The organism is Tessaracoccus sp. MC1756 (assembly GCF_014164735.1).
Taxonomy (GTDB): Bacteria; Actinomycetota; Actinomycetes; order Propionibacteriales; family Propionibacteriaceae; genus Arachnia.
Genome location: NZ_JACJFZ010000002.1, coordinates 774,955 through 801,519 on the forward strand (window position 1 = coordinate 774,955; position 26,565 = coordinate 801,519).

At 68.7% G+C, this 26,565-nt stretch carries 26 protein-coding genes and 1 tRNA gene; 13 read left to right on the forward strand and 14 right to left on the reverse strand.

Annotated features, from left to right (window positions below; translation table 11 throughout):
• Positions 1–4: 4 nt before the first annotated feature.
• Positions 5–1,654, reverse strand: a complete 1,650-nt coding sequence (locus H5393_RS08875; RefSeq protein WP_370585957.1) for a helicase HerA-like domain-containing protein — start codon at positions 1,652–1,654, stop codon at positions 5–7.
• A 109-nt stretch (positions 1,655–1,763) separates the two neighbouring features.
• Here H5393_RS08875 and H5393_RS08880 point away from each other — a divergent pair, with 109 nt between their 5' ends.
• Together H5393_RS08880 and H5393_RS08885 are read left to right on the forward strand one after the other, a co-directional pair.
• On the forward strand, positions 1,764–2,057 hold the full coding sequence (locus H5393_RS08880) for a type II toxin-antitoxin system VapB family antitoxin (protein WP_076063541.1): 294 nt from the start codon (positions 1,764–1,766) through the stop codon (positions 2,055–2,057).
• Positions 2,058–2,100: 43 nt separating this feature from the next.
• Positions 2,101–2,643, forward strand: coding sequence for a LytR C-terminal domain-containing protein (locus H5393_RS08885; RefSeq protein WP_182762767.1), 543 nt, complete (start codon positions 2,101–2,103; stop codon positions 2,641–2,643).
• Positions 2,644–2,727: 84 nt separating this feature from the next.
• On the opposite strand, the gene H5393_RS08890 is transcribed toward H5393_RS08885, so the two are convergent.
• A tRNA-Ser gene (locus tag H5393_RS08890) sits at positions 2,728–2,812 on the reverse strand.
• A gap of 81 nt (positions 2,813–2,893) precedes the next feature.
• Between H5393_RS08890 and H5393_RS08895 the strand changes: the two genes are divergently transcribed.
• Positions 2,894–4,072, forward strand: coding sequence for an MFS transporter (locus tag H5393_RS08895; protein ID WP_182762769.1), 1,179 nt, complete (start codon positions 2,894–2,896; stop codon positions 4,070–4,072).
• A 39-nt stretch (positions 4,073–4,111) separates the two neighbouring features.
• Here H5393_RS08895 and tadA read toward each other — a convergent pair whose 3' ends face one another.
• Entirely contained in the window at positions 4,112–4,543 is a 432-nt protein-coding gene (gene tadA / locus H5393_RS08900) for a tRNA adenosine(34) deaminase TadA (RefSeq protein ID WP_182762771.1), read from the reverse strand.
• A gap of 32 nt (positions 4,544–4,575) precedes the next feature.
• The gene (locus tag H5393_RS08905; protein ID WP_182762774.1) at positions 4,576–5,166 is read right to left on the reverse strand and encodes a tRNA adenosine deaminase-associated protein; all 591 of its coding nucleotides are present in this window, start codon (positions 5,164–5,166) and stop codon (positions 4,576–4,578) included.
• Between the two features lie 119 nt (positions 5,167–5,285).
• Between H5393_RS08905 and upp the strand changes: the two genes are divergently transcribed.
• The 4 genes from upp (at position 5,286) to H5393_RS08925 (ending at position 9,590) form a co-directional block, all read left to right on the forward strand.
• Complete coding sequence (upp, locus tag H5393_RS08910; protein ID WP_076063531.1) at positions 5,286–5,927, forward strand: uracil phosphoribosyltransferase; 642 nt, start codon at positions 5,286–5,288, stop codon at positions 5,925–5,927.
• 46 nt (positions 5,928–5,973) lie between these two features.
• Positions 5,974–6,735, forward strand: coding sequence for a YwiC-like family protein (locus tag H5393_RS08915; RefSeq protein ID WP_182766339.1), 762 nt, complete (start codon positions 5,974–5,976; stop codon positions 6,733–6,735).
• 70 nt (positions 6,736–6,805) lie between these two features.
• Entirely contained in the window at positions 6,806–8,581 is a 1,776-nt protein-coding gene (locus H5393_RS08920) for an alpha-amylase family glycosyl hydrolase (protein WP_370585958.1), read from the forward strand.
• Between the two features lie 22 nt (positions 8,582–8,603).
• The gene (locus H5393_RS08925; protein WP_182766340.1) at positions 8,604–9,590 is read left to right on the forward strand and encodes a hypothetical protein; all 987 of its coding nucleotides are present in this window, start codon (positions 8,604–8,606) and stop codon (positions 9,588–9,590) included.
• Here the strand turns inward: H5393_RS08925 and H5393_RS08930 are convergent.
• The 3 genes from H5393_RS08930 to H5393_RS08940 form a co-directional block, all read right to left on the reverse strand.
• Positions 9,583–10,140, reverse strand: coding sequence for an NADAR family protein (locus tag H5393_RS08930; RefSeq protein ID WP_220488272.1), 558 nt, complete (start codon positions 10,138–10,140; stop codon positions 9,583–9,585). The two genes, H5393_RS08925 and H5393_RS08930, sit on opposite strands and share 8 nt — an antisense overlap.
• 163 nt (positions 10,141–10,303) lie before the next feature.
• The gene (locus H5393_RS08935; RefSeq protein ID WP_182766342.1) at positions 10,304–11,200 is read right to left on the reverse strand and encodes a 1,4-dihydroxy-2-naphthoyl-CoA synthase; all 897 of its coding nucleotides are present in this window, start codon (positions 11,198–11,200) and stop codon (positions 10,304–10,306) included.
• Positions 11,201–11,276: 76 nt separating this feature from the next.
• Entirely contained in the window at positions 11,277–12,008 is a 732-nt protein-coding gene (locus H5393_RS08940) for a glycerophosphodiester phosphodiesterase (protein WP_182766343.1), read from the reverse strand.
• Between the two features lie 136 nt (positions 12,009–12,144).
• Between H5393_RS08940 and H5393_RS08945 the strand changes: the two genes are divergently transcribed.
• Entirely contained in the window at positions 12,145–12,681 is a 537-nt protein-coding gene (locus H5393_RS08945; protein ID WP_182762783.1) for a dihydrofolate reductase family protein, read from the forward strand.
• Positions 12,682–12,801: 120 nt separating this feature from the next.
• Positions 12,802–13,380, forward strand: coding sequence for a hypothetical protein (locus tag H5393_RS08950; RefSeq protein WP_182766344.1), 579 nt, complete (start codon positions 12,802–12,804; stop codon positions 13,378–13,380).
• Between the two features lie 42 nt (positions 13,381–13,422).
• On the opposite strand, the gene H5393_RS08955 is transcribed toward H5393_RS08950, so the two are convergent.
• From H5393_RS08955 to H5393_RS08975, 5 genes are all read right to left on the reverse strand, one after another.
• A complete protein-coding gene (locus H5393_RS08955) occupies positions 13,423–13,749 on the reverse strand; it encodes a type II toxin-antitoxin system PemK/MazF family toxin (RefSeq protein ID WP_076063511.1) in 327 nt (108 codons plus the stop codon).
• Positions 13,746–13,952 (reverse strand): antitoxin MazE family protein, encoded by a 207-nt coding sequence (locus H5393_RS08960; RefSeq protein ID WP_076063509.1) that lies wholly within the window; start codon positions 13,950–13,952, stop codon positions 13,746–13,748. The genes H5393_RS08955 and H5393_RS08960 overlap by 4 nt, the downstream gene beginning before the upstream one ends.
• Before the next feature lie 85 nt (positions 13,953–14,037).
• Positions 14,038–14,637, reverse strand: a complete 600-nt coding sequence (locus H5393_RS08965) for a malonic semialdehyde reductase (protein ID WP_182766345.1) — start codon at positions 14,635–14,637, stop codon at positions 14,038–14,040.
• A 62-nt stretch (positions 14,638–14,699) separates the two neighbouring features.
• Entirely contained in the window at positions 14,700–16,043 is a 1,344-nt protein-coding gene (locus H5393_RS08970) for an ATP-binding protein (protein WP_182766346.1), read from the reverse strand.
• Positions 16,040–16,693: a response regulator transcription factor gene (locus H5393_RS08975; protein WP_182762795.1), complete on the reverse strand. Its 654-nt coding sequence runs from the start codon at positions 16,691–16,693 to the stop codon at positions 16,040–16,042. Before H5393_RS08975 ends, H5393_RS08970 begins: the two co-directional genes overlap by 4 nt.
• A 94-nt stretch (positions 16,694–16,787) precedes the next feature.
• On the opposite strand from H5393_RS08975, the gene H5393_RS08980 reads away from it, so the two are divergent.
• Genes H5393_RS08980 through H5393_RS08990 form a run of 3 tightly spaced genes read left to right on the forward strand, consistent with a single transcriptional unit; the run spans position 16,788 to position 19,766 of the window.
• Entirely contained in the window at positions 16,788–18,008 is a 1,221-nt protein-coding gene (locus tag H5393_RS08980; protein WP_182766347.1) for a hypothetical protein, read from the forward strand.
• Entirely contained in the window at positions 18,005–18,946 is a 942-nt protein-coding gene (locus H5393_RS08985; protein WP_182766348.1) for an ABC transporter ATP-binding protein, read from the forward strand. Before H5393_RS08980 ends, H5393_RS08985 begins: the two co-directional genes overlap by 4 nt.
• Complete coding sequence (locus H5393_RS08990) at positions 18,933–19,766, forward strand: ABC transporter permease (RefSeq protein ID WP_182766349.1); 834 nt, start codon at positions 18,933–18,935, stop codon at positions 19,764–19,766. Before H5393_RS08985 ends, H5393_RS08990 begins: the two co-directional genes overlap by 14 nt.
• A 1-nt stretch (position 19,767) precedes the next feature.
• Here H5393_RS08990 and H5393_RS08995 read toward each other — a convergent pair whose 3' ends face one another.
• Positions 19,768–20,931: a sensor histidine kinase KdpD gene (locus H5393_RS08995; protein WP_182766350.1), complete on the reverse strand. Its 1,164-nt coding sequence runs from the start codon at positions 20,929–20,931 to the stop codon at positions 19,768–19,770.
• Between the two features lie 16 nt (positions 20,932–20,947).
• Positions 20,948–21,616, reverse strand: a complete 669-nt coding sequence (locus H5393_RS09000) for a response regulator transcription factor (protein ID WP_182762804.1) — start codon at positions 21,614–21,616, stop codon at positions 20,948–20,950.
• A gap of 143 nt (positions 21,617–21,759) precedes the next feature.
• Here H5393_RS09000 and H5393_RS09005 point away from each other — a divergent pair, with 143 nt between their 5' ends.
• On the forward strand, positions 21,760–26,457 hold the full coding sequence (locus tag H5393_RS09005) for a multicopper oxidase domain-containing protein (RefSeq protein WP_220488273.1): 4,698 nt from the start codon (positions 21,760–21,762) through the stop codon (positions 26,455–26,457).
• The last annotated feature ends 108 nt before the right edge of the window (positions 26,458–26,565 follow it).

Consider the following 26,565-nt stretch of genomic DNA (forward strand, 5'->3'; position numbering starts at 1 on the left):
GCTGCTACCGCCCCCGGCGGCCGGTGCCGAAGATGCTGCGCACGATCTCGCGGCCGGCCGTGCGCATGACGTCCTTGAACACCGGCGACTTCGTGACCTGCTCGATCAGCGACGGGTTCTCCCGCTCATAGCGGCGACGCTCGGCCTCCGCCTGCTTGCGTTCGCGCTCCAGCCGGGCCAGCTCGCGCTCGTTCTCGCGCTGCTGCTTCTCCCACTCCTGCTGGGTGCGCTCCTGCTCCTTCTGGGCGGCGGCCTCGGCCTCCGCCCGCTCCGCCTCCAGCCGTTCGGCCGCGGCCTGCGCCGAGCCGGCCTCGAGCCGGCGGGTCAGGATCTCGTAGGCCGATTCCCTGTCCACCGCCTGGCCGTACCGCGCGAACAGGGGCGACGCCTCCACCGAGGCCCGCAACTGGGCCTCCGGCGTCGGCGACATCGAGGAGGCCGGCGCCCAGATCCGCGTCCAGGCCACCGGGGTGGGCGCGCCCTTCTCGCTCATCACGGTCACGACGGCCTCGCCGATGCCCAGCTGCTGCAGGACCTGCTCAAGGTCGTAGTGGGAGTGCGGGTAGGTGTCGACGGTGGCCTTGAGGGCCTTCGCATCGTTGGGCGTGTGGGCCCTCAGCTGGTGCTGGACGCGCGAACCGAGCTGGGCCAGCACGTCGTCGGGCACGTCCTTGGGTGTCTGCGTTACGAAGAACACGCCGATGCCCTTGGAGCGGATCAGCCGGACGGTCTGCGTGATGGCCTGGAGGAACGCCTTCGACGCGTCGTTGAAGAGCAGGTGGGCCTCGTCGAAGAAGAACACCAGCTTGGGCTTGTCGAGGTCGCCCACCTCGGGCAGCGACGTGAACAGGTCTGCCAGCAGCCACATCAGGAACGTGGAGAACAGCGCGGGCTGCGTGGCGAGTTGCGGCAGTTCCAGCAGCGACACCACGCCGCGGCCGTCCGGCGCCACCCGCAGCAACTCCGAGGGCTCGAACTCGGGCTCGCCGAAGAAGACGTCGCCGCCCTGGTCCGAGAGCGTCACGAGCGAGCGGAGGATCACGCCGGCGGTGGCCGTCGACACCCCGCCGATGCCTTTCAGTTCCGGCTTGCCCTCATCCGAGGTGAGCCACTTGAGCAGGCCGACGAGGTCCTTGAGGTCGAGGAGCAGCAGGCCGTTCTTGTCGGCGTAGTGGAACACCAGCCCCAGCGAGGATTCCTGCACCTGGTTGAGGCCCAGCACCTTGGACAGGAGGATGGGGCCGAACGACGACACGGCCGCCCGCACCGGAACGCCGATGCCCTGCCCGCCCAGGGCGTAGAACTCGGCGGGGAACGCCGTCGGCTGCCAGGGCTGGCCCTGCTTCTGCGTGCGGGCGAGGATCTTCTCGTTCGATTCGCCCGGCGACGCCATGCCGCTGAGGTCGCCCTTGATGTCCGCGGCGAACACGGGCACGCCGGCCGTCGACAGCGCCTCGGCCATCACCTGCAGGGTCTTGGTCTTGCCCGTGCCGGTGGCCCCGGCCACCAGGCCGTGCCTGTTGAACATCGACAGGGGGATGCGGATGGGCACGTCGACGGCGGGCTCTCCGTCGACGAGGACGCCCAGCGTCGCTGCCGGCGCCTCGAAGGTGTAGCCGGCCCTGATCTGGTCAGTTGGTGCTGCATCGTTCACGTCCGCATCGTCCCACAGACCCCCGTCGCACGGGCGTGTTTACGACGCACGGAGGCCCCAGTGGGCACAGCTGGCTCCGGGCGGGGGGCGGGTTGGGTAGGCTGGCGGCGTGATCTTCAAGCGAGTCGGCGATTCCCGCCCCTACCCGGACCACGGGTACACCCAGAAGCAGTGGATCGCGATCGCGCCCCATCAGGTGCGCCTCGACGAACTCGTGACCACCAAGCGCACGCTGGATCTGGAGGCGCTGCTCGAGGAGGATTCCACCTTCTACGGCGACCTCTTCGCGCACGTCGTGTCCTACCGCGGCGAGCTCTACCTGGAGGACGGGTTGCACCGGGCGCTGCGCGCCGCGCTCCAGCAACGGCAGACAATGCACGCCAGGGTCCTCGAGTTGAAGTAATCTCCCACCAGGGAAACTCCTCGACGAAAGCGAATGTAAACAAGTGCGCATCTTCCGCCTGATAGCCACCCCGGTGATTCTGCTGGGTCTGCTGGGCTTTCTCGGGTGGGGTTTCCTGTGGGGCTGGCGCGAACTCACCGCGCCGCTGCCGACGACACCGCCCACGCCGTGCGTCACTGAAGCCACGGAGTTCGTCAACCCCACCATGGTGTTCGTGCACGTGTACAACGGCGGCTTCACCTCCGGGTTGGCGCGTCGGATCGGCACGCAACTGACCGACGGCGGGTACAACGTGGTGAGCGTCGACGACACCGAGGAGACCATCAAGGAGACGGTGATCCGCGGCAACAAGGACCAGTACCCCGCCATGCGGCTGCTGATGTCGAACTTCATCGACCCGAAGATCGAGTACGACGACCGCATCGACGGCACCCTCGACGTGCTGGTCGGCACCGCCTGGCAGGGCTACGCGCCCACGGAACAGATCATCTACCAGGTGTCGTCCGCCGGCGGTTCGATCTGCAGGCCGCCGGTGGCCACGGACGAGTCTGCGTCCCCGTCCCCCTCGCCGACGACGGAGAGCTGAGCCCGTCGCACGCACGCCCGTAGCCTCGGCTCCGGGGCCCATAGAAACGTTGAACCCCCGGAATCTCTTCCGGGGGTTCGTCGGCGGTGATGGAGGGATTTGAACCCCCGGTAGGTTGCCCTACTCTCGCTTTCGAGGCGAGCTCTTTCGGCCGCTCAGACACATCACCGCAGACCAGTGTAGTGATTCCCACCGGCGATCACCAATCGTGGTTTGCCAGCCACCCGCGCCCGGCGCGTACAGTAGGCCGGTGCGTGAAATCTCGGCCCTCCTCCGTGTCCCGGGACTCCCGCTCATCCTGGCGGCCCAGCTAGCCGCCCGGTTCCCGGCCGGGATGTACACGCTGGGGATCCTCATGCACGTGGAGCGGGCCCAGGGCACCTACACCGCCGCGGGCCTGGTGCTCGCGTCGTTCTCCGCGGCCATGGCCGTGGCCGGGCCGCCGGTGTCGCGGCTGCTGAGCAGGTTCGGCACCTTCCGGGTGCTGCTGGTGTGCACCCTCCTGTCCGTCACCGCCTTCTCGGCCCTCGCGCTGTTCCCCACCCTCCCCCTGTTCTGGCTCATCGTGCTGGGCGCCCTGGGCGGCGGCACCGTCCCGCCCGTGATCCCGGCGGTCCGCACGCTGTATCCCCGGGTGACCCCGCGCCCCCTGCTGACGACGCTCTTCAGCTTCGACGCCGCGCTGCAGGAGGTCATCTGGGTCATCGGACCGGTGTCCATCACCATGCTGGTGGCCGCGTTCGACACCACCGTGGCGCTGCTCATCGTGGTGGCCGTACAGATCGTCGGCGGCCTCGCCTTCATGCTGGCGCCGGCCGTGCGCACCATGAAGATCCCGCAGACGGACCGCAAGCTGGGCCGCGTGCTCCAGAACCCGTCCGTGATCCTCATGATGGTCACCTCGGCGCTGTTCCTGGGCGCCTTCGCCGCCGTCGAGGTGGGTGTCGTGGCCAGCTTCGACGAAGGCTCGATCCTCGCCGGCGTGGTGCTGGGCATCACGTCGTTCGGTTCGCTCATCGGCGGGCTCGCGGCGGGCAACCGGCCCATCTCGCGCTGGTCGCTGGCCCTGCGCACCATGATCATGGTGGTCGGCCTCGTGTTGGCCGCGATCCTGACCGGCTTCTGGGGCCTGACCGCCGCCCTGTTCATCGCGGGCGTCGGCATCGCGCCCGCCCTGGCGGCCGTGTCCTCGGTCATCGCCGGCAGCGTGCCGTTCGCCGACACAGCGGAGGCTTACGGCTGGATCGGCACCGGCCAGTTGCTGGGCACCTCTGTGTGCGCGGCCGTCGCCGGCGTAGCGATCGACGCGGTGGGGGCGCCCGGCGCGCTGTTCATCGCCGCGGGGGCCGGCGTGCTGGCGCTGGTGGTGGCCGTCGTGTTCCGCAAGGCGCAGCCGGACCTGCGCGGCGGCATCTCCATCCTCGACTGAGCCGCGGCCCAGCTGTCATGAGCGGGCAGGGGGGTTCACCTAGCGTTTGGCGGCGAAGAACTGCTCGAGGATCGCGGCGCATTCGGTTTCCAGGACCCGTGAGGTCACCGTCGGGCGGTGGTTGAGCCGGGGGTCGCGCACCACGTCCCACAGCGACGAGACGGCGCCGGCCTTCTCGTCGAACGCGCCGAACACGAGGTGCCCGATCCGCGAGGCGACGATGGCGCCGGCGCACATGGTGCAGGGTTCCAGGGTGACCACGAGCGTGCAGCCGGTGAGCCGCCACTCCCCCACTGCCTGCGCGGCGCGGCGGATGGCGACGACCTCCGCATGCGCGGTGGGGTCCCCGGTGAGTTCCCGTTCGTTCCCGGCAGCGGCGATGACCTCCCCGGCCGGGTTCAGGACGACGGCGCCGATGGGTACGTCGCCGTGCGCTTCCGCGCCCGACGCCTCGGCCAGCGCGCGACGCATCGCGTCATGCCAGCGCGTGCCCACGGCCCAGGTCAGTCGTCGAAGGACTCGGCGGCGCGCTCGAACTCCGCGCCGATCTTCAGCTTCTTCGCGATGACGCCGAGGAGGACGTCGGAATCCTCGTCGTAATCCGTGGCGATGGCCTCCATCTCGAAGCCGCGGAGACCGCTGGCTGCGTAGATCTCGAGGTCGCCCAGCGGGAAGGAGTCGTCGTCCTCGTCCGGCACGTCCTCGCCTAGGTAGTCGACCACGTCGCGGGCCAGGGGCCAGTCGTTGGCGGCCGTCGCGTCGGACAGCAGCACCTCGACGGTGCGGCCGCGCACGCGGCACAACACGAAGAACTCGCCGGCCACGGAGACCCAGCCGTCGGCGCCCGAGTCGCCTGGGAGGCGGCTCAGCTGACGGATGAGCTCGTCGAAGTCGTTGGCGAGGTCGTAGTCCATGGGCACCGCAGTGGCCTTACCGTCTTCGCGGTAGAGCGCGACCACAAGGTCGATGTCGTCCTCGGTGGCGTCTTCGAGGTCGTCATCGTCGTCGTCGAAATCGTCCAGATCAGCGTCGTCTGTTTCCTCGACGTCGTTCTTCAAGTCGAACGGCTCCGCATCCTCATCGAACACGTCCACAACCCACTCCTTCCGACGAACCCAGGTGCCTCGCCCATCCTTGCACGCTTCCCCGGAATGAGACAGCAGGGGGCCCAACCCGCTACGCGGAAGTGCCCGGATGTGCGAAGGTTGGTCCCGTGGAACTACACGTCGTCGAACACCCGCTCGTCCATCACAAGCTCACGGTCCTGCGGGACAAGAACACGCCGCAGCCGGTCTTCCGGTTGCTCGTGGAGGAACTCGTCACCCTGCTCGCCTACGAGGCGACCCGCGGGGTGCGCGTCCATGAGGTGCAGATCGAGACGCCCGTCGCCCCCACCACCGGTGTGAAGCTGGCGCAGCCGGCGCCCCTGGTGGTGCCCATCCTGCGCGCCGGGCTCGGCATGCTCGACGGCATGCTGCGCCTGGTGCCCACCGCGGAGGTGGGCTTCCTCGGCATGATCCGCGACGAGAAGACCCTGCAGCCCATGACCTACGCGGAGCGCCTCCCGCAGGACCTGTCGGGCCGGCAGTGCTACGTACTGGACCCGATGCTCGCCACCGGCGGCTCACTCGGCGGCGCCATCCAGTACCTGGTGGACCGGGGGGCGGACGACATCACCGCCATCTGCCTGACCGCTGCGCCCGAGGGCGTGGAGAAGCTGCAGCACCTCCTGGGCGACCTGCAGGTGCCGTGCCGCGTCGTGGTCGCCTCGCTGGACGAGCGCCTCAACGAGGCCGGCTACATCGTGCCCGGCCTCGGCGACGCCGGCGACCGCCTGTACGGCCTGGCCGAGTAGGCACCCCGTCGCTCGTCCCCCGCGGGGCGGCCGATAGGTTGGGGTCATGGCCAAGGGAGCGTCCAAGGGGTGGATGACCAACCAGCACGGCGCCTGGGCGATGATCATCGTCCCGTTCCTCGCCGGGCTGATCCTGGTGGCCCCCTACCGCCCCCTCGACGGTGGCGACGCCGCGCTGGGCGTCACGTGGCTGATCGGCTACTTCGCCTACCACGCGCTCACGCTGGCGCTGAAGGCCGCGCCGCGCCGCCGCCCCTCGTACTACCCCGCCGTGGCCGTCTACGGCGCCATCGCCGTCGTCGCGGGCCTTGTCACCTTGTGGTTCCGGGGCTGGTCGCTGCTGCTGTGGGCACCGCTGTACGCCGTCCTGCTCGGTAGCGCGCTGTGGTTGGCGGCCTCCAAGCGGGAACGCACCGTGCTCTCCGGGGTGCTCACGATCGTCGCGTCCTGCGGCCTGATGGCGGTGCTGCGCAGCACCGCGGGGGTGGACTTCGTCCGGGCTGACGAGGTCGCCGTCGTGGTGGCCATCACGGCCTACTTCGTGGGCACGGTGCTGCACGTGAAGGCACTCATCCGGGAGCGCAACGACCCCCGCTCGGCGAAGCGGTCGCTGTTCTACCACGTGGCGCTCGGCGCGCTGGTGCTGGCGGCGGCCATCGTCGGCTGGCTCGGTTGGGCCTGGCCGGTGTGGGCGGCGGCCCTCATCGTCCGCGCCTGGTGGCTGCCGCGGCAGCGTCGCTCGCCGGGGCAGATCGGCGTCGTCGAGATCGTGGCGTCGGCATGGGCGTTGCTGCTCGTGCTGTTCTGAGCCACCCTCCACTCCCAGCGCACGCTTGGAAACATCCCCTACTCTGAGGCGAGATCAGAAAGGGGCCATCGTGGTTCTAGAGGGTATGGGCGCGATCGTCGCCGAGGGTGGCGTCGGATTCCGGGTGTGGGCGCCGAACGCCGACAGCGTCAGCGTCACCGGCGACTTCAACGGCTGGGACACCACGGCACATCCCCTCACCAGGGAGAACGACGAGGGGTACTGGTACGGCTACGTCGAGGGCGCCGAGGCGGGCCAGGAGTACAAGTACCTGCTGACCAACGGCAGCCTCGAACTCCACCGCAACGACCCCTACGCCCGCGAGGTCACGAACTCCGTCGGCAACACCGTCATCGTCGACCCCCTCGATTTCGACTGGGAGGACGACGGGTTCGACCTGCCGACCCACAACGAGATCGTGATCTACGAGGCCCACGTCGGCTCGTTCTTCACCAAGAGCGACGACACCGGCAGCTTCACGATGATGGCCGAGAAGCTGCAGCACGTCCTGGACCTGGGCTGCAACGCCATCCAGCTCATGCCCATCGCCGAGTTCGCCGGCGACCTCTCCTGGGGCTACAACCCCGCCCACATCTTCGCCGTCGAATCCACCTACGGCGGCCCGCGCGCCTACCGCGAGTTCGTGAAGCAGGCGCACCGCATGGGTCTGGCCGTCATCCAGGACGTCGTCTACAACCACTTCGGCCCGTCAGACCTGGACCTGTGGCAGTTCGACGGCTGGCAGGAGAACGACAAGGGCGGCATCTACTTCTACAACGACCACCGCTCGAGCACGCCCTGGGGCGACACCCGCCCGGATTACGGCCGCGCGGAGGTGCGACGCTTCATCCACGACAACGCGCTGATGTGGCTGCGCGAGTACCGCGTCGACGGGCTGCGCTACGACATGACGCCGTACATGCGCTCCGTGGACGCCACGGGCTTCGACATCATCGACGGCTGGACCCTGCAGTCCTGGATCAACCGCGACATCCGCGCCCAGTTCCCCAAGGCGCTGCTCATCGCGGAGGACATGCACTCCAACCCGCTGGTCACCGGCCTGGACAACGACGGCGCGGGCTACCACGCGCAGTGGGACCCCAACTTCGTGCATCCGGTGCGCAAGGCCCTGCAGGAATACGACGACGCGCACCGCAGCATCGACGCCATCGCCGACGCGCTCACCTTCAACTACGACGGTGACGCGTTCCGCCGGGTGGTCTACACCGAGTCGCACGACGAGGTGGCCAACGGCAAGGCGAGGGTCGTGGCGGAGGTCCAGCCCGGCGACCAGCAGGGCTGGTTCGCGCAGAAGCGCTCCACGCTGGGCGCCGCGCTCGTGATGACCGCGCCGGGCATCCCCATGCTGTTCCAGGGCCAGGAGTTCCTGCAGGGCGACTGGTTCCGCGACGACGTGCCACTCGACTGGCATCTGAAGCGCGAGCACCACGGCATCGTGCAGCTCTACGCCGACCTCATCACGCTGCGGCGCAACCTGTTCGGCGAGTCGCAGGGGCTGCAGGGCCAGGGCATCAACGTCTTCCATCGCAATGATGACGCGAAGGTCATCGCGTTCCAGCGCTGGTACGACCACGGCATCGGCGACGACGTCGTGGTGGTGGCGAACTTCTCCGGCGAGGCGCGCGACAACTACCGCATCGGGCTGCCGTCCGGCGGCAGGTGGGAGTTGAAGCTCAATTCCGACGCCACCCTGTACTCCGACGACTTCGGCGACCACCCGTCGGACGACCTGCACAGCAGCGACGAGGGCCAGGACGGGTTCGGCGCCAGCGCCACGCTCACCATCGCCCCGTACTCGGTCCTGGTCTACAGCTACGCGGGCTGACGAGTCGCCCTAGGCTCGAGCCATGGACGAGGCACAGCGGATCGACGCGTTCTGGCAGTGGTGGGGGCGGCATTCGGCGGCGTTGGGGTCGCTGCTGGACACCGGCGCCGAGGAGGCTGCGGTCCGCACCTACGGGCCGCTGCTCGCCGAGCAGCTCGACGCCGTCGACTCGCGCCTCGGCTACCGCATCGACGACAACGCGGGGCGCAGCCGTCGCACCCTCACCATCTCTGCCCACGGGCAGCCGTGGCTGATGGCGCTGGCCCGCCGGGTCCGCGACGGCGCCCCCGCGCCGGACCGGCACTGGTCCTACTCGAACTTCATCAAGCGCTCACCGGAGCCGATGGCCGTGACCTTCGACATCGACGGGATCGCCCTCGAGTTGGCGGACACCCAGATCACCTACCGCGACATGGCGCGCCGGGTCGACGTCGGCGTGTGGCACCCGTTGTTCGAGCCCTTCACCGCCGAGCAGCAGGCGTCGCTGGCCGCAGCCATGGTCGACGTCGCGTTGGGCGAGGAGCACGTGCAGTGCTGGGTGGGTGGGCTCGAGGCCCTGGACAGCCCGCCGGAGGATCCTGTCGACCTCGTCGCGCTGCGGCGCTTCGTCGACGACGTGCGCACCCGCTTCGTCGAACTCCCCGACGCCAGCCCGTGGACCACGGTGCAGGGCACCCGCTACGACGGGAAGGAGCTCCACGCGCGGATCAGGGTGCCGCTGTGCGTGGCGCGGGAACCCCTGCTGGAGAAGGTCGTCACCATCCGGCTCCGGCTCGAAGACCTGCGGGGCCCGGCGGCCGACGAGGTCGAGGAGATGATCAACGAGAGCATCGGGGCCGACGGCGAACTGGTGGCCGTCGAAACCCTCAACAACCTGCGCACGTGGTACTCCTACGTCCGGCCCGACACTGAGGCGACGCAGCGGCTACTCGATCTCGCCACGGCGCTCGCCCTACCGGTGGAGGCCGCGAACGACCCCACCTGGGAGGTCGTCTCCCACCTCAGCTGAGCAGCCGGCGGCGGGCCTCCATCAGGGCGAAGCCCTGGATGTTGAGGCCGGGCCAGCGGGTGGGGTCCTGGGCGGCGGGATCATCGGCCGACAACCCGATGCCCCACACCCTGTCGATGGGCGAGGCGTTGACCAGCACCGAACGCCCGGTGGACCTCAGGTGGTCGGCCAACTGCGGATCAGCGGCGAACTTGGCCACGTTGGCGGCCACCGCCACGTCGAAGCGGTGCGACTTCCACACCTCGTCATTGAACGGCCGGACGGTGCGGCCGATGGCGCGGGCCGTCGTCGGCGCCTCGGCGCGCAGCACACGCTGCGCGGAATGCTTGTCGCCGAAGAGGGTCGCCTTGCGCCAGGCGATGTAGTGCTCGACGGTGCGGAAGAGCTCGCCGTCGGACTCGAAGGGCGCGGGATAGTGCTCGCTGAGGCAGCCGTTGTCGACCTGGCCGGGGTGTTCCGGCACGTGGCCGTGGAACAGCAGCAGATCGAGCCCGGCGCCCGCGGCGAAGGCAGTTCGGAGTTCGGAGACTGAGTAGGGCTCCAGGATCACCATCGACCCTCACTTCCACACGGTAGGTCTACCCGGTCACCCTACTGAGCAAGAGGTCGATCCAGGGGTCCTCGGCGAGAGGTCAGACGTACTACTTTTCGGCGTTCCGCGGGGAGTCGTCGCTTGTCAGGCGCGGGTGCGTGCCTTGCGCTGCCGCGATGACTCAGTAGTAGTAGGGGAACTTCGACCAGTCCGGCCGGCGCTTCTCCAGGAAGGAGTCGCGGCCCTCCACGGCCTCGTCGGTCATGTAGGCCAGGCGGGTGGTCTCGCCGGCGAAGATCTGCTGGCCGACCAGCCCGTCGTCGATGGCGTTGAAGGCGTACTTGAGCATGCGCTGCGCGGTGGGCGATTTGCCGCAGATCTTGGCGGCCCATTCCAGGCCGACGTCCTCGAGGTCGGCGTGCGGCACCACCCGGTTGACCATGCCCATGCGGTGGGCGTCCTCGGCGTCGTGGACGTCGCCGAGGAAGAAGATCTCGCGGGCGAATTTCTGCCCCACCTGGCGGGCGAGGTAGGCCGAGCCGTAGCCCGCGTCGAACGAGCCGACGTCGGCGTCGGTCTGCTTGAACTTGGCGTGTTCGCGCGACGCCAGCGTCAGGTCTGAGACGACGTGCAACGAATGACCGCCGCCGGCGGCCCACCCGTTGACCAGGGCGATGACGACCTTCGGCATGAAGCGGATCAGGCGCTGGCATTCGAGGATGTGCAGCCGGCCGAGCTTGGCGGCGTCGACGGATTCCGCCGTCTCACCCTCCGCGTACTGGTAGCCGGCCCGGCCGCGGATGCGCTGGTCCCCGCCGGAGCAGAACGCCCAGCCGCCGTCCTTCTCGGACGGCCCGTTGCCCGTCAGCAGCACGCAGCCGATGTCGGAGGAGGTGCGGGCGTGCTCGAGCGCCTGGTAGAGCTCGTCGACGGTGTGCGGGCGGAACGCGTTGCGCACCTCCGGCCGGTCGAACGCGATCCGCACGGCGGGCACGTCCTTGGCGCGGTGGTAGGTGATGTCGGTGAACTCGAAGCCCTCGACGGGGGTCCACAGCTCTGGGCGGAACGGGTTGCTCATGCGCCCACCCTATCGAGCGCGGCCCGGCGACGTCGGCCCGAGCGCGCGCGGCGGCTCGCGCCGTGGGCGGTCTGGATCAGAGGTAGCCGCGACGGACGGTCTCGCCCAGCCTGTCGGGGAAGTTCGTGATGATCGCGTCCACGCCGATGCTCTTCAGACGCAGCGCGTCTTCGTCGTTGTTCACCGTCCAGGCATTGACCTTGATGCCCTTCTCGTGGCACAACCACACGAAATCCGGGTGGCGCAGCGCCAGGTAGTGCGGGTGCACGTTGCCGGCGCCGAACCGCTTGGCGTACTCCCACGGCTCGTAGAGGCCGTCCGAGAACAGCAGGCCGAGGTGATCCGGCGACACCCGTCCGCGCAGGTTGGCCAAGCTGTAGTGGTTGAACGACGAGAACAGCGTCTGGTCCAGCATCCCTGCATCCGTGACGGCGGCGAGCACGTCGTCCTCGAGCCCCGGGTACAGCTCGACGCTGTTCTTGAGTTCAACGTTGACCGTCGCGTCGGTGCCCCTGACCAGCTCCAGCACGTCGCGCAGGAGCGGGATCTTGGTGTTGCGACGGCCGGGGAAACCGTGCGAGAAGTCCGCGCCGCGCAGTTCCTCCAGCGTCTGGTCCACAACCTTGCCGAAGCCGTTGGAGGTGCGGTTGATCGCCTCGTCGTGGACGACGACGAGCTGCCCGTCGGCGGTGCGCTGGACGTCGAGTTCCAGGCCGTCGGCACCCATCTTGAGGGCGAGCTCGAACGCAGGCAGCGTGTTCTCCGGAGCGTATGCCGACGCGCCGCGATGGGCCCAGATTGCAGTCACTCCCCTATCCTTCCACCTCTTCGCAAGCTGGGCACCTTCTGAACGGCTCAGCATTCGGGCGGGTAGCCTCGAAAGGGTCTCGGTTGAATCGCGCCCGACCGTTGAGCGGTGTCCGGCGCCGGGGAAAGGAGTGGCCATGGCCACGCTCGTCTTCAGCATGAACCAGAGCCTTGATGGGTACGTCGATCACGACAAGTTCGCGCCCGGCCCCACGCTGTTCCGGCGCTTCATCGAGGAGGCGCGGACGCAGACGGGCTCGCTCTACGGGCGGCGCGTCTACGAATTGATGCGCTACTGGGACGACGACCGGGCCGAGTGGGACGACGCCGAGCGGGAGTTCGCCGTCGCCCACCGCCGGCAGCCGAAGTGGGTCGTCTCGCGCAGCCTGAAGGAGGTTGGGCCCCACGCCTCATTGGTGACCGGCGATCTGGCGGAGGCGGTGCGCCGGTTGAAGGCCGAGCACGACGGCGAGATCGCCGTGGCGGGGCCGCGCTTGGCCCAGAGCCTGACGGAGCTCGGCCTGATCGACGAGTACCGGACCTACCTCCACCCGGTGGTGTTGGGCGGCGGGGATCCGTTCTTCGCCAGGCCCCGTCCGCGGCTGCGCCTGGCGGCTTTCGAGCAGGTCGACGATGACGTGCTGCGCCTGAGTTACGTCCCAGCCGTCGCTTAGCGGGGGATCGGACGGCGGCGGCTGGCCTCGCCGCGTCAGGTCGGTGTGCACCGGGTGAAAGTTATGCTCCGACTACGGCTCCTGCATGAGGAGCACCGAGATCCGCCGAAAGGAAAGATCATGAATCACAGAATCGGCACCTCCATCATCGCCGCCATGGCAGCCCTCGGGCTCGCCGCATGTTCCGGCACCCCAGGGGAGTCGACGACGCCCGGCGCCTCCGTCGAAGCCCCCGCAACGGACACCACCACCACCGCCGAGACAGGCACCGAGTCGGCGTCGGCCGACCCCACCACCCAGTCCGCTTCCGCCGACCCCAGCGCGGACTCCGACGCGTCGACCCCGGCCGGCACGGACGCCCAGCAGCCGGTGGCGGACGCCTGCGCGAGCATGTCCGGCCCCCTCGAGGATGCGAGCAAGGCGATCGCTGACATCGCATCGGTCGGCACCGCGGATCCGCAGGTAGCCGTGGACACCTGGACCGAGCTGGTCGAGGCCTACCGCACGGCCGCGGACACCGTGGTCAACCCGGAGGTCAAGGCGGCCGCCAGCGCCGTGCAGGAAGACGCCACGGAGGTGCGCGACGCGATCCAGAAGGCCTACGTCGACCAGGACATGAGTGAGGTGGGAGACGTCACCGAGGCCACCACTGAGTTCGGCGCCTCCATGGCGGAGTTGCAGGCGCTCTGCACCGGCTGAGTCCACGTTCATCGACGCCGGGAGCCCGCTGACGCCATTCTGTCAGCGGGCCATCCCGAGGAAGGTCATGAGGAGTCGCTCCAAGTCGACCATCTGCTGGCTGGAGAGCCTGCCGACGCGCACCTGCACGTTGCTCCGCCTCACCGTTGTCAGCTTGTCGACCATCACGTCGCTGTCCTGGGACAACCCGCCCGCGCCACCTGCGGGGATTCGCAATCGCAACAGTGGAGCGTCGATGAGCCTCGTGGTCAGGGGCACGACGGTCACCGAGTCCGTTTGATCGAAGACATCATCCTGAACGATGATCGCCGGCCGCGGTTTCGAGGCGTAGACACCGCCCGCCACCGTCCATAGTTCGCCGCGTTTCACTCCTCGTCCCAGTCGACGGAAACGGCCTCGATGAAGTCCTGCTCGTCATGTCTGCGGTCAGAATCCGCCACTAGGGCTGCCTGGCGACGGGCTTCACGAGCGAATTGCTCCGACCGCACGTCCGGCACCCACACCTGCACCGCACGATACCCGCGAGCCCGCATTCGCTCGCGGTACTGCCCCACCCTGTCGCTGACGCTCATGGATCCACGTTACATGTAACGCTTTCCCGCGACAAGAGGCTCGGGTGGCGGCGTTAGGTTCGTGCGGGGCCGGGGCCGACGCGGGTCAGATCAGGCTGGCTGCCTCGTCGAATGCGAGGCGCGGGTTACGCGGGAACGTGCCGTCCTCGGCGACATGGCCGATGTTGACCACCATGAGGCTGCGCATCGACGTGCCGGGGAAGAACTCCCGGTCGAGGCCTGCGAGGTCGACGCCGCCCATCGGGCCGGCGTCGAGCCCGACGGAGCGCACAGCGAGGATGAACCCGCCGGCCTGGAGCCACGCGTTGTTGCGCGCGAACGCCTCGCGCATGGCATCGTCGGCCTCGAACCGGTCGCGCGCTCCGGCAGACTGGGGCGAGACGACGGGCAGGTGCTCGTGGAAGTCGATGTCAGCGGCGAGGATGGCCACGACGGGAGCCGACTCCGACTTGTGGCGGTTGAACTCCGCCAGCAACGGCAGCAGGCGGGACTTCGCCTCAGGAGTGCGCACGAACGTGATCCGCAGCGGCTGGCTGTTCATGGCCGTGGGGGTGAACTTCGCCAGTTCGTACACCTGAGCCAGCTCGTCGTCGGTGACCGGCTCCGACGTGAAGCAGTAGGCGGTGTGCCGCTCGGTGAAGATGCGGCTGGCGGTGATGTGCTCGGGCGGGGCGACCAAGGTCATGCAGAATCCTTCAGAGAGGTAGTTGATCCTTCTACTATATCCCACGTTCCGGAAACAGCCGTCTAAGAGGCCGGCTGCTGCGCGGCGAGCGTCAACTCCGCCCGAAGTCCGCCCAGCTCCGAGTCGCCCAGCGCAACGTCGCCCCCGTTGTCGCGGGCGATCTCCTGGGCGATGGCGAGCCCCAGACCGCTGCCCCCGGCTTCACGCTGGCGCGCCTCATCGAGGCGGACGAACCTCTCGAACACCCGCTCCCGATCCTCCGGCGCGATCCCCGCACCGTCGTCCTCGACCACGACGCGGGGCCCCGCAACCGTGATGCGAACCCGGGAGCCGGCATGCCGCACCGCGTTGTCGACGAGGTTGCGCAGCACCCGCTCCACGGCAGGCCCGTCCACCGTCGCTGCGCCTTCCCCCATCACCTCGAGCGCCACCCCTGCGCGGCGCGTACCCGCCACCTGCTCCGCCACCGCCCGCAGATCGGTCAGACGACGACGTCCACCCGCCGCCCCGACCCGGGCCAGCAGCAACAGGTCGTCGACGAGTGCCTGCATCCTCAGCACTTCCGGCTCCAGCTCCGCCGCCAGCTCTCCCGTCGGGAAGGCGTCTGGATGTGACAGGGCCACTTCAATGCTCGCCCGGAGTGATGACAGCGGCGACCTGAGCTCGTGCGCGGCGTCCTCCACGAATCGGCGTTGCCGCGACGCCGCCCGATCCAGTCGATCAAGCATCTCGTTGAGCGTGCGTGCGAGCGCGGCGAGCTCGTCATCCGCGTCGGGCACCGGCAACGCGCCGGGCCCACCCTCACTCGCCACCCGCGCGGCGGCCACCCGCAGCTCCTCCACCGGGCGCAGCGCCCTGCCCAGGGCGAGCCAGATGAGTCCAGCCAGCGCGAGGGTCAGGATGGGCACGACCCCGACGAGCGATACGCGAAGCGCCCGAAGCACCCCCTCCACGTCGCGCAGCGGCAGCGCGACCACCACGGTGACGCGCTCGCCTCGCCAGGTCGCAGTCCTGGCGGCGATGCGGGCGCGGTCGTCGTAGGCGGTGGGCAAGGTGACCCCGGGTCGCTCCGTAGCGAGCGCTGCCTCCTCGGGGCTCAGCAGCGGCAGCGTTCGGCTGGCCGTCGCGGAGCTCGACACCACCAGCCCATCGGTGTCGAGCACCTGCGCGATCTCTCCGGGCTGAGTGACGGGGAGCGGATCCGGGAGCCGGTCGTCGGAAGCGAGCCGGGCGATGGTCTCCGCGCGGGCGGTGGCAGCGCGGTCGAGTTCGGCGACGCGGCTGGAGGAGACGACGGCGGTCAGCGCGACGGCGCCCAAGGACAGCCCCACCGCCAGCAGGCCGGCTGTCAGCAGGGTGAGTCGCAGACGCAGCGACAGCCCTCCCCACCGCACGGGGCCAGTCATCCGACGGCCCGGTAGCCGGCGCCCCGGATGGTTGAGATGACGTCGCGACCCAGTTTGCGCCTCAGGTAGCCGACGTAGACCTCGACGACATTGAGGTCCTCGCCGGTGCCCTCCCAGACGTGGTCACGCAGCTCCACCTTGCCGACCACGCGGTCGCTGTGGCGCATCAGGTATTCCAGCAACGCCACCTCGCGGGCGGTCAATTCCACCGGCGCGCCGCCCAGCGTGACCGCTCGGGTGGACGGATCAAGGGTGAGCGCACCCACTTCGAGCACGGCCGGCCTGGCGCCGGAGGGTCGCCGAACCAGAGCCCGGAGCCTCGCCACGAGCACGACGAACGAGAACGGTTTGGTGAGGTAGTCGTCTGCACCGAGGTCGAGGGCGTCGGCCACGTCGTATTCGCCGTCCTTCGCGCTCAGCATCAGCACCGGGGTCCAGACGCCGCGCTTCCGCAGCTCAGCGGTCACCGCGTACCCATTGCGCCTCGGCAGCATGATGTCGAGCACGATGGCGTCGTAGTCGCCGTGGGTGGCCAACGTGAGCCCCGCGTCACCGTCGTGAGCGACGTCCACCGCGAAACCCTCAGCGGTCAGTCCCCGTTGGAGCGCGCGCGCGAGGGTGCGCTCATCGTCGACCACCAGTACGCGCACGGTTTCATCATGTCATTCACGCGTCGTCCGCACCCCAGCGCCGCACGCTTCCGCTCTCAGCAGCCTCTCAGCGTGCGGCGCCTATCGTGGCACCATGACCGATTCCCAGGCTGACCGCCGTTCCCCGCTCCGCTCCCCGTGGGCGGTGCCGATCGTCGTCGCCGTGGCCGTCACTGCCTCCCTGGCCGCCCAGCCACTGCTGGCCGCGGGCGAGTCGAATGATCTGCCCGACATCTCCGCCGAGGAACTCGTCGCTCGAGTGCTCGAGGCGGACCCCCAGCCGATGTCCGGCACGGTGGTGCACACCGCACGTCTCGGCCTACCCGACCTCCTCTTCACCGAGGCGACCGGCGCCGACCCGATGTCGCTGCTGGGCGGCAGCTCCACGCTCAAGGTGTGGACCGACGGCGAGCAGCGGTCGCGGGTGGCGCTGCTGGGCGCCGTGTCCGAGTACTCGGTCGTGGCCGACGGAGCGGACCTGTGGACCTATTCCAGCTCCGACGACGAGGCCGTCCACTACAGCGTCAGCGATGCTGACCGGGCGCGCCTGGAGGCGATGAGCGAGGAGGCCCGAGCGGAGGCCCTGGCCCGCAAGGCCGAACTGCCCACCCCGCAGGAGGCTGCTGCGGCGGCCCTGGCGAAGGCCGAGGAATCGAGCTCGGTCAGCGTCGACTCCCAGATGATCATCGCGGGCAGGGACGTCTACCAGCTCGTCGTGACCCCCGACACCGACGCCACCCTCGTGGAGCGCGTCGTAGTGGCCGTCGACGGCGAAACGATGACCCCCCTCCGCGTGCAGACCTGGAGCACCCAGGACCAGAGCGCGCCCGCGGTTGAAATCTCCTTCACCGACGTCTCCTTCCAGATGCCCAACGAATCGGTGTTCGAGTTCTCCCCTCCCGCGGGGGCCACCGAGCGCGAGGTCGTCGTACCGCTCCCCGAGCAGGATGGCGCGATGCCGTCGCACGAGGGCACGCAACATCAGAAGCCGACGGTCACCGGCTCGGGATGGGAGAGCGTCGTCGAACTCCAGGGAATGGACCTCACCAAGCTCCTCGCCGCTGACCCGGGCGCCATGTCCGGTATGCCCGATCGCCTTGTCGGATCGGACGAGGCCCAGGAACTGATGGACGAGTTCACCCCCGACCACTCCGGGGGGATGGGGCTCGACAACGCAGCGCTGTTCGAACAGCTCACCACGGAGGTTCCCGAGGGACGCCTGCTCAGTTCCACGCTGCTCAGCATCCTCATGACCGACGACGGCCGCGTGCTCGTGGGTGCTGTGCCCGCCGAGACGCTGCGTGCGATGGCGTGAGCGCCCCCGCCATCGAGACCTCGGGGCTGACCAAGCGCTTCCGCTCCGGGCAGGTTGCGGTCGACGGGGTCGACCTCGCAGTACCCCACGGTGCTGTCTACGGCTTCCTCGGCCCCAACGGGTCGGGGAAGACCACCACCATCCGCATGCTGCTGGGCCTCGTTTCCCCCACGTCAGGCTCCGCACGCCTGCTCGACCAGCCGATACCTGGAGACGCCCTGGAGGTGCTTCCCCGCGTGGGGGCGCTGGTCGAGGGACCCGCCTTCCATCCCTACCTCAGCGGACGCGCCAACCTGGCCCGGCTCGACGCCTGTGACGCGACGTCCACCCGGTCCTCGTCGCGGCAACGGATCGGCGAGGCTCTCGAACGGGTGGGGCTCACCGCCGCCGCCCGCAAGCCCTACCGTCAGTACTCGCTCGGGATGAAGCAGAGGTTGGGACTCGCAGCAGCGCTCCTGAGGCCCCGCGACCTGTTGGTGCTCGATGAGCCGACCAACGGCCTCGATCCCCAGGGCACCCGGGAAGTCCGCCACCTCATCCGCGAACTCTCGGCCGAGGGCGCCACCGTGCTGGTTTCCTCCCACCTGCTGGCTGAGATCGAACAGGTCTGCACGCACATCGGGATCATGAGCCAGGGTCGGCTGCTGGTCCAATCGGAACGGGCATCGCTGGTCGCCGACGACGCCGCGACGCTGGTGGTCACCACCAACCTCGACGACGTGGCTACCGCCGCCGACGTGCTCCGCGGGCTCGGGCTCGAGGCAGTGACCGCCGAGGGCGCCGTGCTGCACGCCGCGCTCGGCGCCACTCCCCCGTCGGGGGTGGCCGCAGCGCTGGTGCACGCCGGCGTCGGCCTGGACGGGCTCGAGGTCCGACGGCGCAGCTTGGAGCAGTTGTTCGTGGAACTGACCGGGGAGGGCTTCGATGTCGCGCGCTAGGGGTTCGTTCGGGCGGCTGGTCCGCAGCGAGCTTCGGCTCCTGTTCGGGCGACGGCGCACGCTGGCCCTGTTGGCGGGTCTGGCCCTGGTGCCACTCCTGCTCGCGCTCGTCTTGTTCATTGCCAGCAACTCCGGCATGAGCGGGCAGGGCCCAGGTTTCATCGACCGGGTGACCGGCAACGGGCTCTTCCTGGTCATCGCCGCACTGTTCATGTGCCTGCCGTTCCTGCTGCCCTTGACCATCGGCATCACGGCCGGCGACGCCATCGCCGGTGAGGCCCAGACGGGGACCCTGCGGTACGTATTGACGGTACCGGTGGCCAGAACCCGGCTGCTGGTGGCCAAGGCCCTCGTCGCACTCGCCTTCGCGTTCGCGGCCGTGCTGGTGATCACGATCGTCGCTCTCGCCGCCGGCGGTGCATTCTTCGGATTCTCGGAGATGACACTGTTGTCGGGCACCACCGTGTCCCTCGCGGCGGGCGTGGGCCGGATGCTGGGAGTCGCGGCGTACGTGGCGCTGTCGCTGACAGGTCTGGTGGCCGTCGGGCTGTTCTTCTCAACCCTGACGGAGGTGCCGGTCGGCGCGATGGCGGCGACGACCGTCGTGGCCGTGGTGTCGTCGGTGCTGGACACGCTGCCGCAACTGTCGGCCATCCATCCCTATCTGCTCACGCATCACTGGTTCGACTTCGCCGAGTTCCTCCGCCTCGAGGTCGACTGGAGTGTCCTCGCGTCCGGCCTTCTGGTTCAACTGGGCTGGGTGGCGATCTTCGCCTCGCTGGCCTGGGGCCGCTTCAGGACCGCCGACGTCACCGCCTGACCTAGCTCGAGAAGCGCACCGCGGGCATGGGGTCGGGAGAAAGGGTCGCCCACTTGTCGGCGTCGAAGACCACGCCAGGCAACTCAGCCGTCACAGGCGCCCCACCCACTGTCCCTGCCGTGCCGGTATCCATCGGCAGGATCAGGAGCACCAACGCACCTCCTTCATGGCTGCGCCCCACCAACACGCGGCCGCCCCTGGACTCCACGATCTCCTGGACGAGTGCGATGCCGAGGCCGGTCTGGGACAGGTCGAGGTCCCCGGCGACCGGGGGCAGATGTGCGATGTGCGGCTGGCGCGCATTCACCGCCGCGGCCAGTGCCGCGTCGAAGCCGCGCCCGGCGTCCGCGACGCACAGCCACAGGCTTCCTGCGTTGGTCGAGGCAGCCAGGCGCACGGTGTCGTCCTTGTGGGTGTACCGCACGGCGTTCTCGATCAACGTGTCGAGGCAGCCCCGGATGCGTTCGGCGGAGAGCGTCACGGTGCCAGCGTCGGAGTCGACCATCCAGTGCCTGTCGGCAACGGACGCCCACCGGTGGGCCGTCTCCCGCAGCAGCGCGTCCACATCTACGGGCATTCGCTCCAACAGGTCACTCAACTGGATCATCCGCAGCAGCCTGTCGCTGGCCCGGGCCAAACGACGCAACTCGTCATGCACCACCTCCAGTCGCTCGCGGACGTCCGTGTGCTCCTGCCCGTCGAGCGTCATCTCCACATAACTTTGGGCGATCGTGAGCGGGGTCCGCATCTCGTGCGAGGTCAGCCGGGCGAGCCGCAGCCGCCGGGCCGACGACTGCGCTGCCCGATCGGCCAGCGCCCCGGCCATGGTCAACGCCGCTTCTCTGCGCTGGACGTGCCACACCACTAAGCCGGCCAGCATCAGCATCAGGAGGATCTCGGTGGTTTCCGCCCAGGCCACGTGTCCGGTCGAAGCACGATAAACCAGGATCGCACCCGTGATGACGCTGACTCCGACGGCCGCCAGCACCGTCGGCAGCAGGTCCCAGGCCTCAAAACCGTAGGCCAGCGCGAAGCCCACCCACACCAGGTGGAACGGCACCACCTCGAAGGTTGGAACGAACCACATCCACAGGGCGCAGAACGCTGCCAGGGCCAGCCACGGCAGGAACAGGCGCGACCGCAGCACCCCTTTGCCCTGCCTCATCTCGGCTCCTCTGAGGTCAGCCGTCGGTGAAGCAGTAGCCGACGGAACGGATGGTTTCCACAGGCACGTCCGGAACCTTCTTGCGTATCCGCCGCATGCAGACCTCCACCAAGTTGCTACCGGGATCGAAGTCGAACCCCCACACGTCGTGCAGCAACTCAGATCGGGTGCACACGTCGCCGTGCCGGCGCGCGAGGTGGGCGAGCAACCCGAACTCACGCTCGGACAGGTACACGTCCTTCCCCCGCATGCGTGCCAGGCGACGATCCATGTCCAGTCGGAGCCCACCCACCTCCAGGAAGCGCTGATTGTCGCGCTCATGTGGCTGGTCAACCAGATGGCGCCGCACGCGGGCCACCAGCTCGGCGTTGTGGAACGGCTTCACGATGAAGTCGACGGCGCCCAGGTCGAGCGCTTGCACCCGCAGAGAAACGTCGTCCACCCCCGAGACGACGACGACCGGGGTGGTGAAGCCATTCTTACGCAGGACAGACAGCACCATCAGCCCGTTCGACTTCGGCATCACGACGTCGAGCAGTACGAGATCCACCTCCTGCTCACGGAGCTGCTGCAGCGCCTCGTCCCCGTCCTCGGCGAGCAATACGGTGTGACCTTCGTTCGCCAGCAGCGTGCGCAGCAGGGCTCGAGTCCGCTCGTGGTCATCGACGACCATCAAGATGCTCATGACCGACAGATTACGCCTGCGTGACCGCTGTGTCAGTTGATCTCTCCACGCGCGGGGATGGGCTCCAATAGCGGGTGAGCGTCGGTTGACGCCCTCGGTAGGCGGGCGAGAAAAACGACCCCCGCGAAACGAGAGGGGAAGGAATGATGAACGTGCTCAGGAGGAGCCGACGAAGGCTCGCCATCACCATCACCTCAGCATCGTTGCTGATTGTGATGACACCCGTGATCGGGCTGGAGGCAAACGGGGCCGCACCGCAAGCGGTGACCGCAGAAGTAGCCGCTGCTGCGCCGACATCACCGACTGACGAGACGAAGGTGCCCCACTACTTCGGGCCGTACCCCAACTGGGCCAACAGCCCCTACACACTGTCGACGGCCACGGTCACCGTCGACGGCCCGGGCACGGGTGCGGAGGCGGTGGCGGTGGTGGACCCCCAGACCGGCGGACTGGCTTCGATCACGGTCACCTCCCCGGGACGTGGCTATGACACCACCACCACGGTCACCGTCGCTGGTAACGCCGCGGGTAGCACCGCCGGCACGGCCACAGCGACGGTCAACCAGAGCGGCGCCGTCGTCGAGCTCAGCGTGGACTCCCCCGGGGCCGGCTACGGGGCGCTGGCCATCGCGATCACCGGAGGCGGCGGCACCGGCGCCACCGTGACCGCATCGGGTGGCGTCGACGGCGTCACCCTCACCGACGGCGGCAGCGGCTACACGATGCCCACCGTCGACTTCGACCTCCCCGACGATCCCAACGGGACCGTGGCCAAGGCCCACATCCCCATGACCGCCAACGGTGACGCCGTGGATGGGATGGATGCGGGCGGCACCATCACCGCAGTGGTGGTCGATGATCCCGGATCCGGCTACAGCACAGCCCCCGCGGTCACGATCCGCAACGGCACCATCTTCGACCCCATCAACGGCGCCACGGCGGCAACCGCCACCACGAGCCTCGCGCTCGTCGGAACGGGCATCACCGATCCGGGTTCCGGGTACACCAGCGTTCCCAGCGTGGAGGTGACTGATCCCACCGGAACCGGCACGGGGGCCACCGTCACGGCGGTGACCGACGTCGGCTCCATCTCCTCGATCACGGTCGACACCGCGGGCGACGGCTATCTCTCGCCAGGGATCAAGAAGTTCCAGGACGAACTGCCTGTGCCGTGCAACCCTGGCACAGACGGGCTCGGCTGCCCGCTGGCACCTGACACGCCGGCCATGGGAGCGGACGCCAAGTTCATCCCGACCGGCGTCCCCGAGGTGAAGACCTACAACGACCAGGAGGCCGACGAGTACGTCATCGGCCTGGTGCAGTACCGCACCAAGTTCTCCACGGACCTGCCCGCGACGCTCGTGCGCGGCTACGTCCAGCTGTCCACCGCGGCCGTGCCGGGACGGCAGGTGCCGCTTTACAACGAACTGCTCGACGGCACCCGCCAGCCGATCAGCGGTTACACGGCCGTCGCGTCGCCCCAGTGGCTAGGCCCGATCATCGCGGCCACCAAGAACCGGCCCGTGCGGATCGTCTTCCGCAACCTCCTGCCCAACGGCGCCGAGGGCGACCTCTTCCTGCCCACCGACAGCACCATGATGGGCTCGGGAATGGGCCCGATGGAGATGGCCGAGCCCGTCAACGAGGGCACCGTGATGGACGGCGTGCGCAACCCGGATTGCACCGGCTACCCGAAGTCCGACATGTGCTTCAAGGACAACCGGGCCACGCTGCACCTCCACGGCGGCATCACACCGTGGATCAGCGACGGCACACCGCACCAGTGGATCACCCCCGCCGGCGAGGACACCGCCTGGCCGGAGGGCGTGAGCGTGCGCAACGTTCCCGACATGGTGGACAGCAGCGGAGCCGAAGTGTGTGCTCCCGCCGATGACGGCTGCTCCACCTTCTACTACACCAACCAGCAGAGCGCGCGGATGATGTTCTACCACGACCACTCGTGGGGCATCACCCGGCTCAACGTCTACGCCGGCGAAGCCGCGGGATACCTGATCACCGACGACACCGAGAAGGCCCTCGTTACCAACGGGACCATCCCCGGCGCCGACGACACGATCCCCCTCATCGTCCAGGACCGCACTTTCACCCCGGACGAGGCAACGCTCCAGTTGCAGGACCCGACGTGGGACACGCAACGCTGGGGCGGCAAGGGCAGTTTCTGGTACCACCACGTCTACATGCCTGCGCAGAACCCGGGCGACCCGTCCGGGATGAGCGCCTATGGACGTTGGATGTACGGCCCATGGTTCTGGCCACCGGCCTCGGGGACGGTCAACGGACCGATTGCCAACCCGTACTACGACCCTGCCTGCAATCTGGACGACCCGGCCACCTGGCAGTACCAGACCGATCCGTTCTGTGAACCCGAGCAGATCCCGGGCACCCCGAACATCTCGGCCGGCATGGAGCAGTTCAACGACACCCCGATCGTCAACGGTGTCGCTTACCCGACGCTGAACCTCCAGCCGAAGTCGTATCGGCTGCGGGTGCTCAACGCGGCCAACGACCGCTTCTTCAACTTGCAGTGGTACACCGCCGACCCCACCCAGGGCGACGGCACCACCGAGGTGGCTCTCAAGCCCGAAGAGCTCGCGGCGGCCCAGCTGGATCCGACGGTCTCACCCACCCCGGTGGGCAGCCAGAACAACGCCTACGGCCCCGATTGGGTCCAGATCGCCAGCGAGGGCGGCTTCCTGCCCGCGCCCGCGGTGCTCGACGGCCAGCAGCCCACCACCTGGATCACCGATCCGACGCGCTTCGACGTCGGCAACGTGGACCAGTCCTCGCTGCTTCTGGCACCCGCCGAGCGGGCCGACGTCATCGTCGACTTCTCGAAGTTCGCCGGCAAGACGCTGATCATGTACAACGACGCCCCGGCCGCGTTCCCGGCGCGGGTGCCGTCGTACGACTACTACACCGGCGCTCCCGATCTGAGCCCAGTGGGTGCCCCGACGCCGTTCGCCGGCTACGGACCCAACACCCGCACGGTGATGCAGGTGACCATCGCTGACACGACACCAGCGGCCGCGTTCAACCTGACGAAGCTCCGCACCGCGTTCTCCCACAAGGCGAACGGGTCGGGCGTCTTCGAGTCGGGCCAGCACCCGGTCATCGTCGGCCAGGCCGCCTACAACTCGGCCTACGGCGCCTCCTTCGCCGCCAGCAGCAACTGCAACGTGGCCAACCCCGCCGTCCAGCGCTGCGACGGGCTGGTTCGGGTGAACAACACCGGAACCTTCGCCTTCAACACTCTGCGTTCACCGAACACCAAGGTGTCGATGAAGATGGAGCCCAAGGCCATCCACGACGAGATGAATGCGTCGACCTTCGACGAGTTCGGGCGCATGCAGGCCAACCTCGGCATCGAGGCGCAGCCGCCTACACCGGGACTGCAGAACGTCACTCTCTACCCGTTCACCAATCCGCAGACCGAACTGATCGACGGCAGCAAGCTGCCCTCGGCAGACGTGAAGGTCTCCCCGATCAGCGACATGGCCGACGGCTCGCAGATCTGGCGATTCACCCACAACGGCGTGGACACGCACCCCATCCACTTCCACCTCTACGACGTCCAGGTGCTGAACCGGGTGACGTGGGACAACATCATCAAGCCCACCGATCCAGGCGAGCTGGGCTGGAAGGACACCGTGCGGATGAGCCCACTGGAGGACACGATCGTGGCGCTGCGCCCGATCATCCCGAAGGTGCCGTTCGAGGTGCCGAACTCGGTGCGGGCACTGAGCCCGATGGATCCGATCGGCTCGACGATGGGCTTCAACAACACCGACCCACAGGGCAACCCGACCGCTGTGGTCACCAACCGGCTGGTCAACTTCGGCTGGGAGTACGTCTACCACTGCCACATCCTCTCCCACGAGGAGATGGACATGATGCGACCGGTCAGCCTCGCCCTGCCACCTCTCCAGCCCGTCGGGCTGGCCTACACCCTCACCGGGAGGGGCAACAACCGCCGGGTGCGGCTGACGTGGACCGACAACTCGATCACCGAGACGTCGTTCGTCGTCCAGCGGACGGCCGACGGCACCACCTGGGTCGACGTGGGAACGGTGCAGTCGCCGCTGGACCAGGTCAACACCAGGGGAGGCACGCGTGAGTTGGTCGACGCCACGTCCAACGCCACGACGCCCTACCGCTACCGGGTGCAGGCCGTGAACACGGTCGGGTACGGCGCGGAGTTCCCGAGCTTGTCTGTCCGGGCAACCTCGTTGGAGCTGGGCGTCAACATTCCAGGGGCCCCAACCCAACTGGTGGGCGCCTTGCAGGCCGGACCTCGGGTGGCTCTGACCTGGCGTGACAACGCGAGCAACGAGTCCGGGTTCGTGGTGGAGCGTTCCACCGACGGTGGGACAACCTTCGCGGCCCTGGCCACTCCGGCAGCGCGCAACGGCACGGGGAACGTGACCTTCACCGACACCAGCGTGACGCTGGGGTCCACGTACCAGTACCGGGTGACCGCAGCCAACGCCGCGGGCGCCTCGGCACCGTCCAACACGCTGTCGATCACCGTCGCCGTTCCGGCAACGCCGGCCAACCTGGCCGGAACCGCCAGGCGGCAGGGAAACGGCGAGCGGGTGACCCTCACCTGGGCTGACCTCGCCAACGAGAGCGGCTACACGCTCCAGTGGAGCACCACCGCGGCCTTCACCACCGTGAACGGCACCGGATCCACACCAGCGAACACGACGACGTTCACCACCGGAACCATCACGCGGCAAACGTGGTTCTTCCGGGTGCGCGCCGCCAACGCCCTGGGGACGTCCGCCTGGTCTCCCCTCGTCCAGGTGGCCGCCGCCGGGTAGCGCTACCGCGGCGGGTTAGGCGTCGGGAGCCTGCGTCACGCAGGCTCCCGACGTCGGCCGCCCCCTCCCGAGCGCGCCCAGAAGAACAGTCAACGTCTCGCTGCAAGA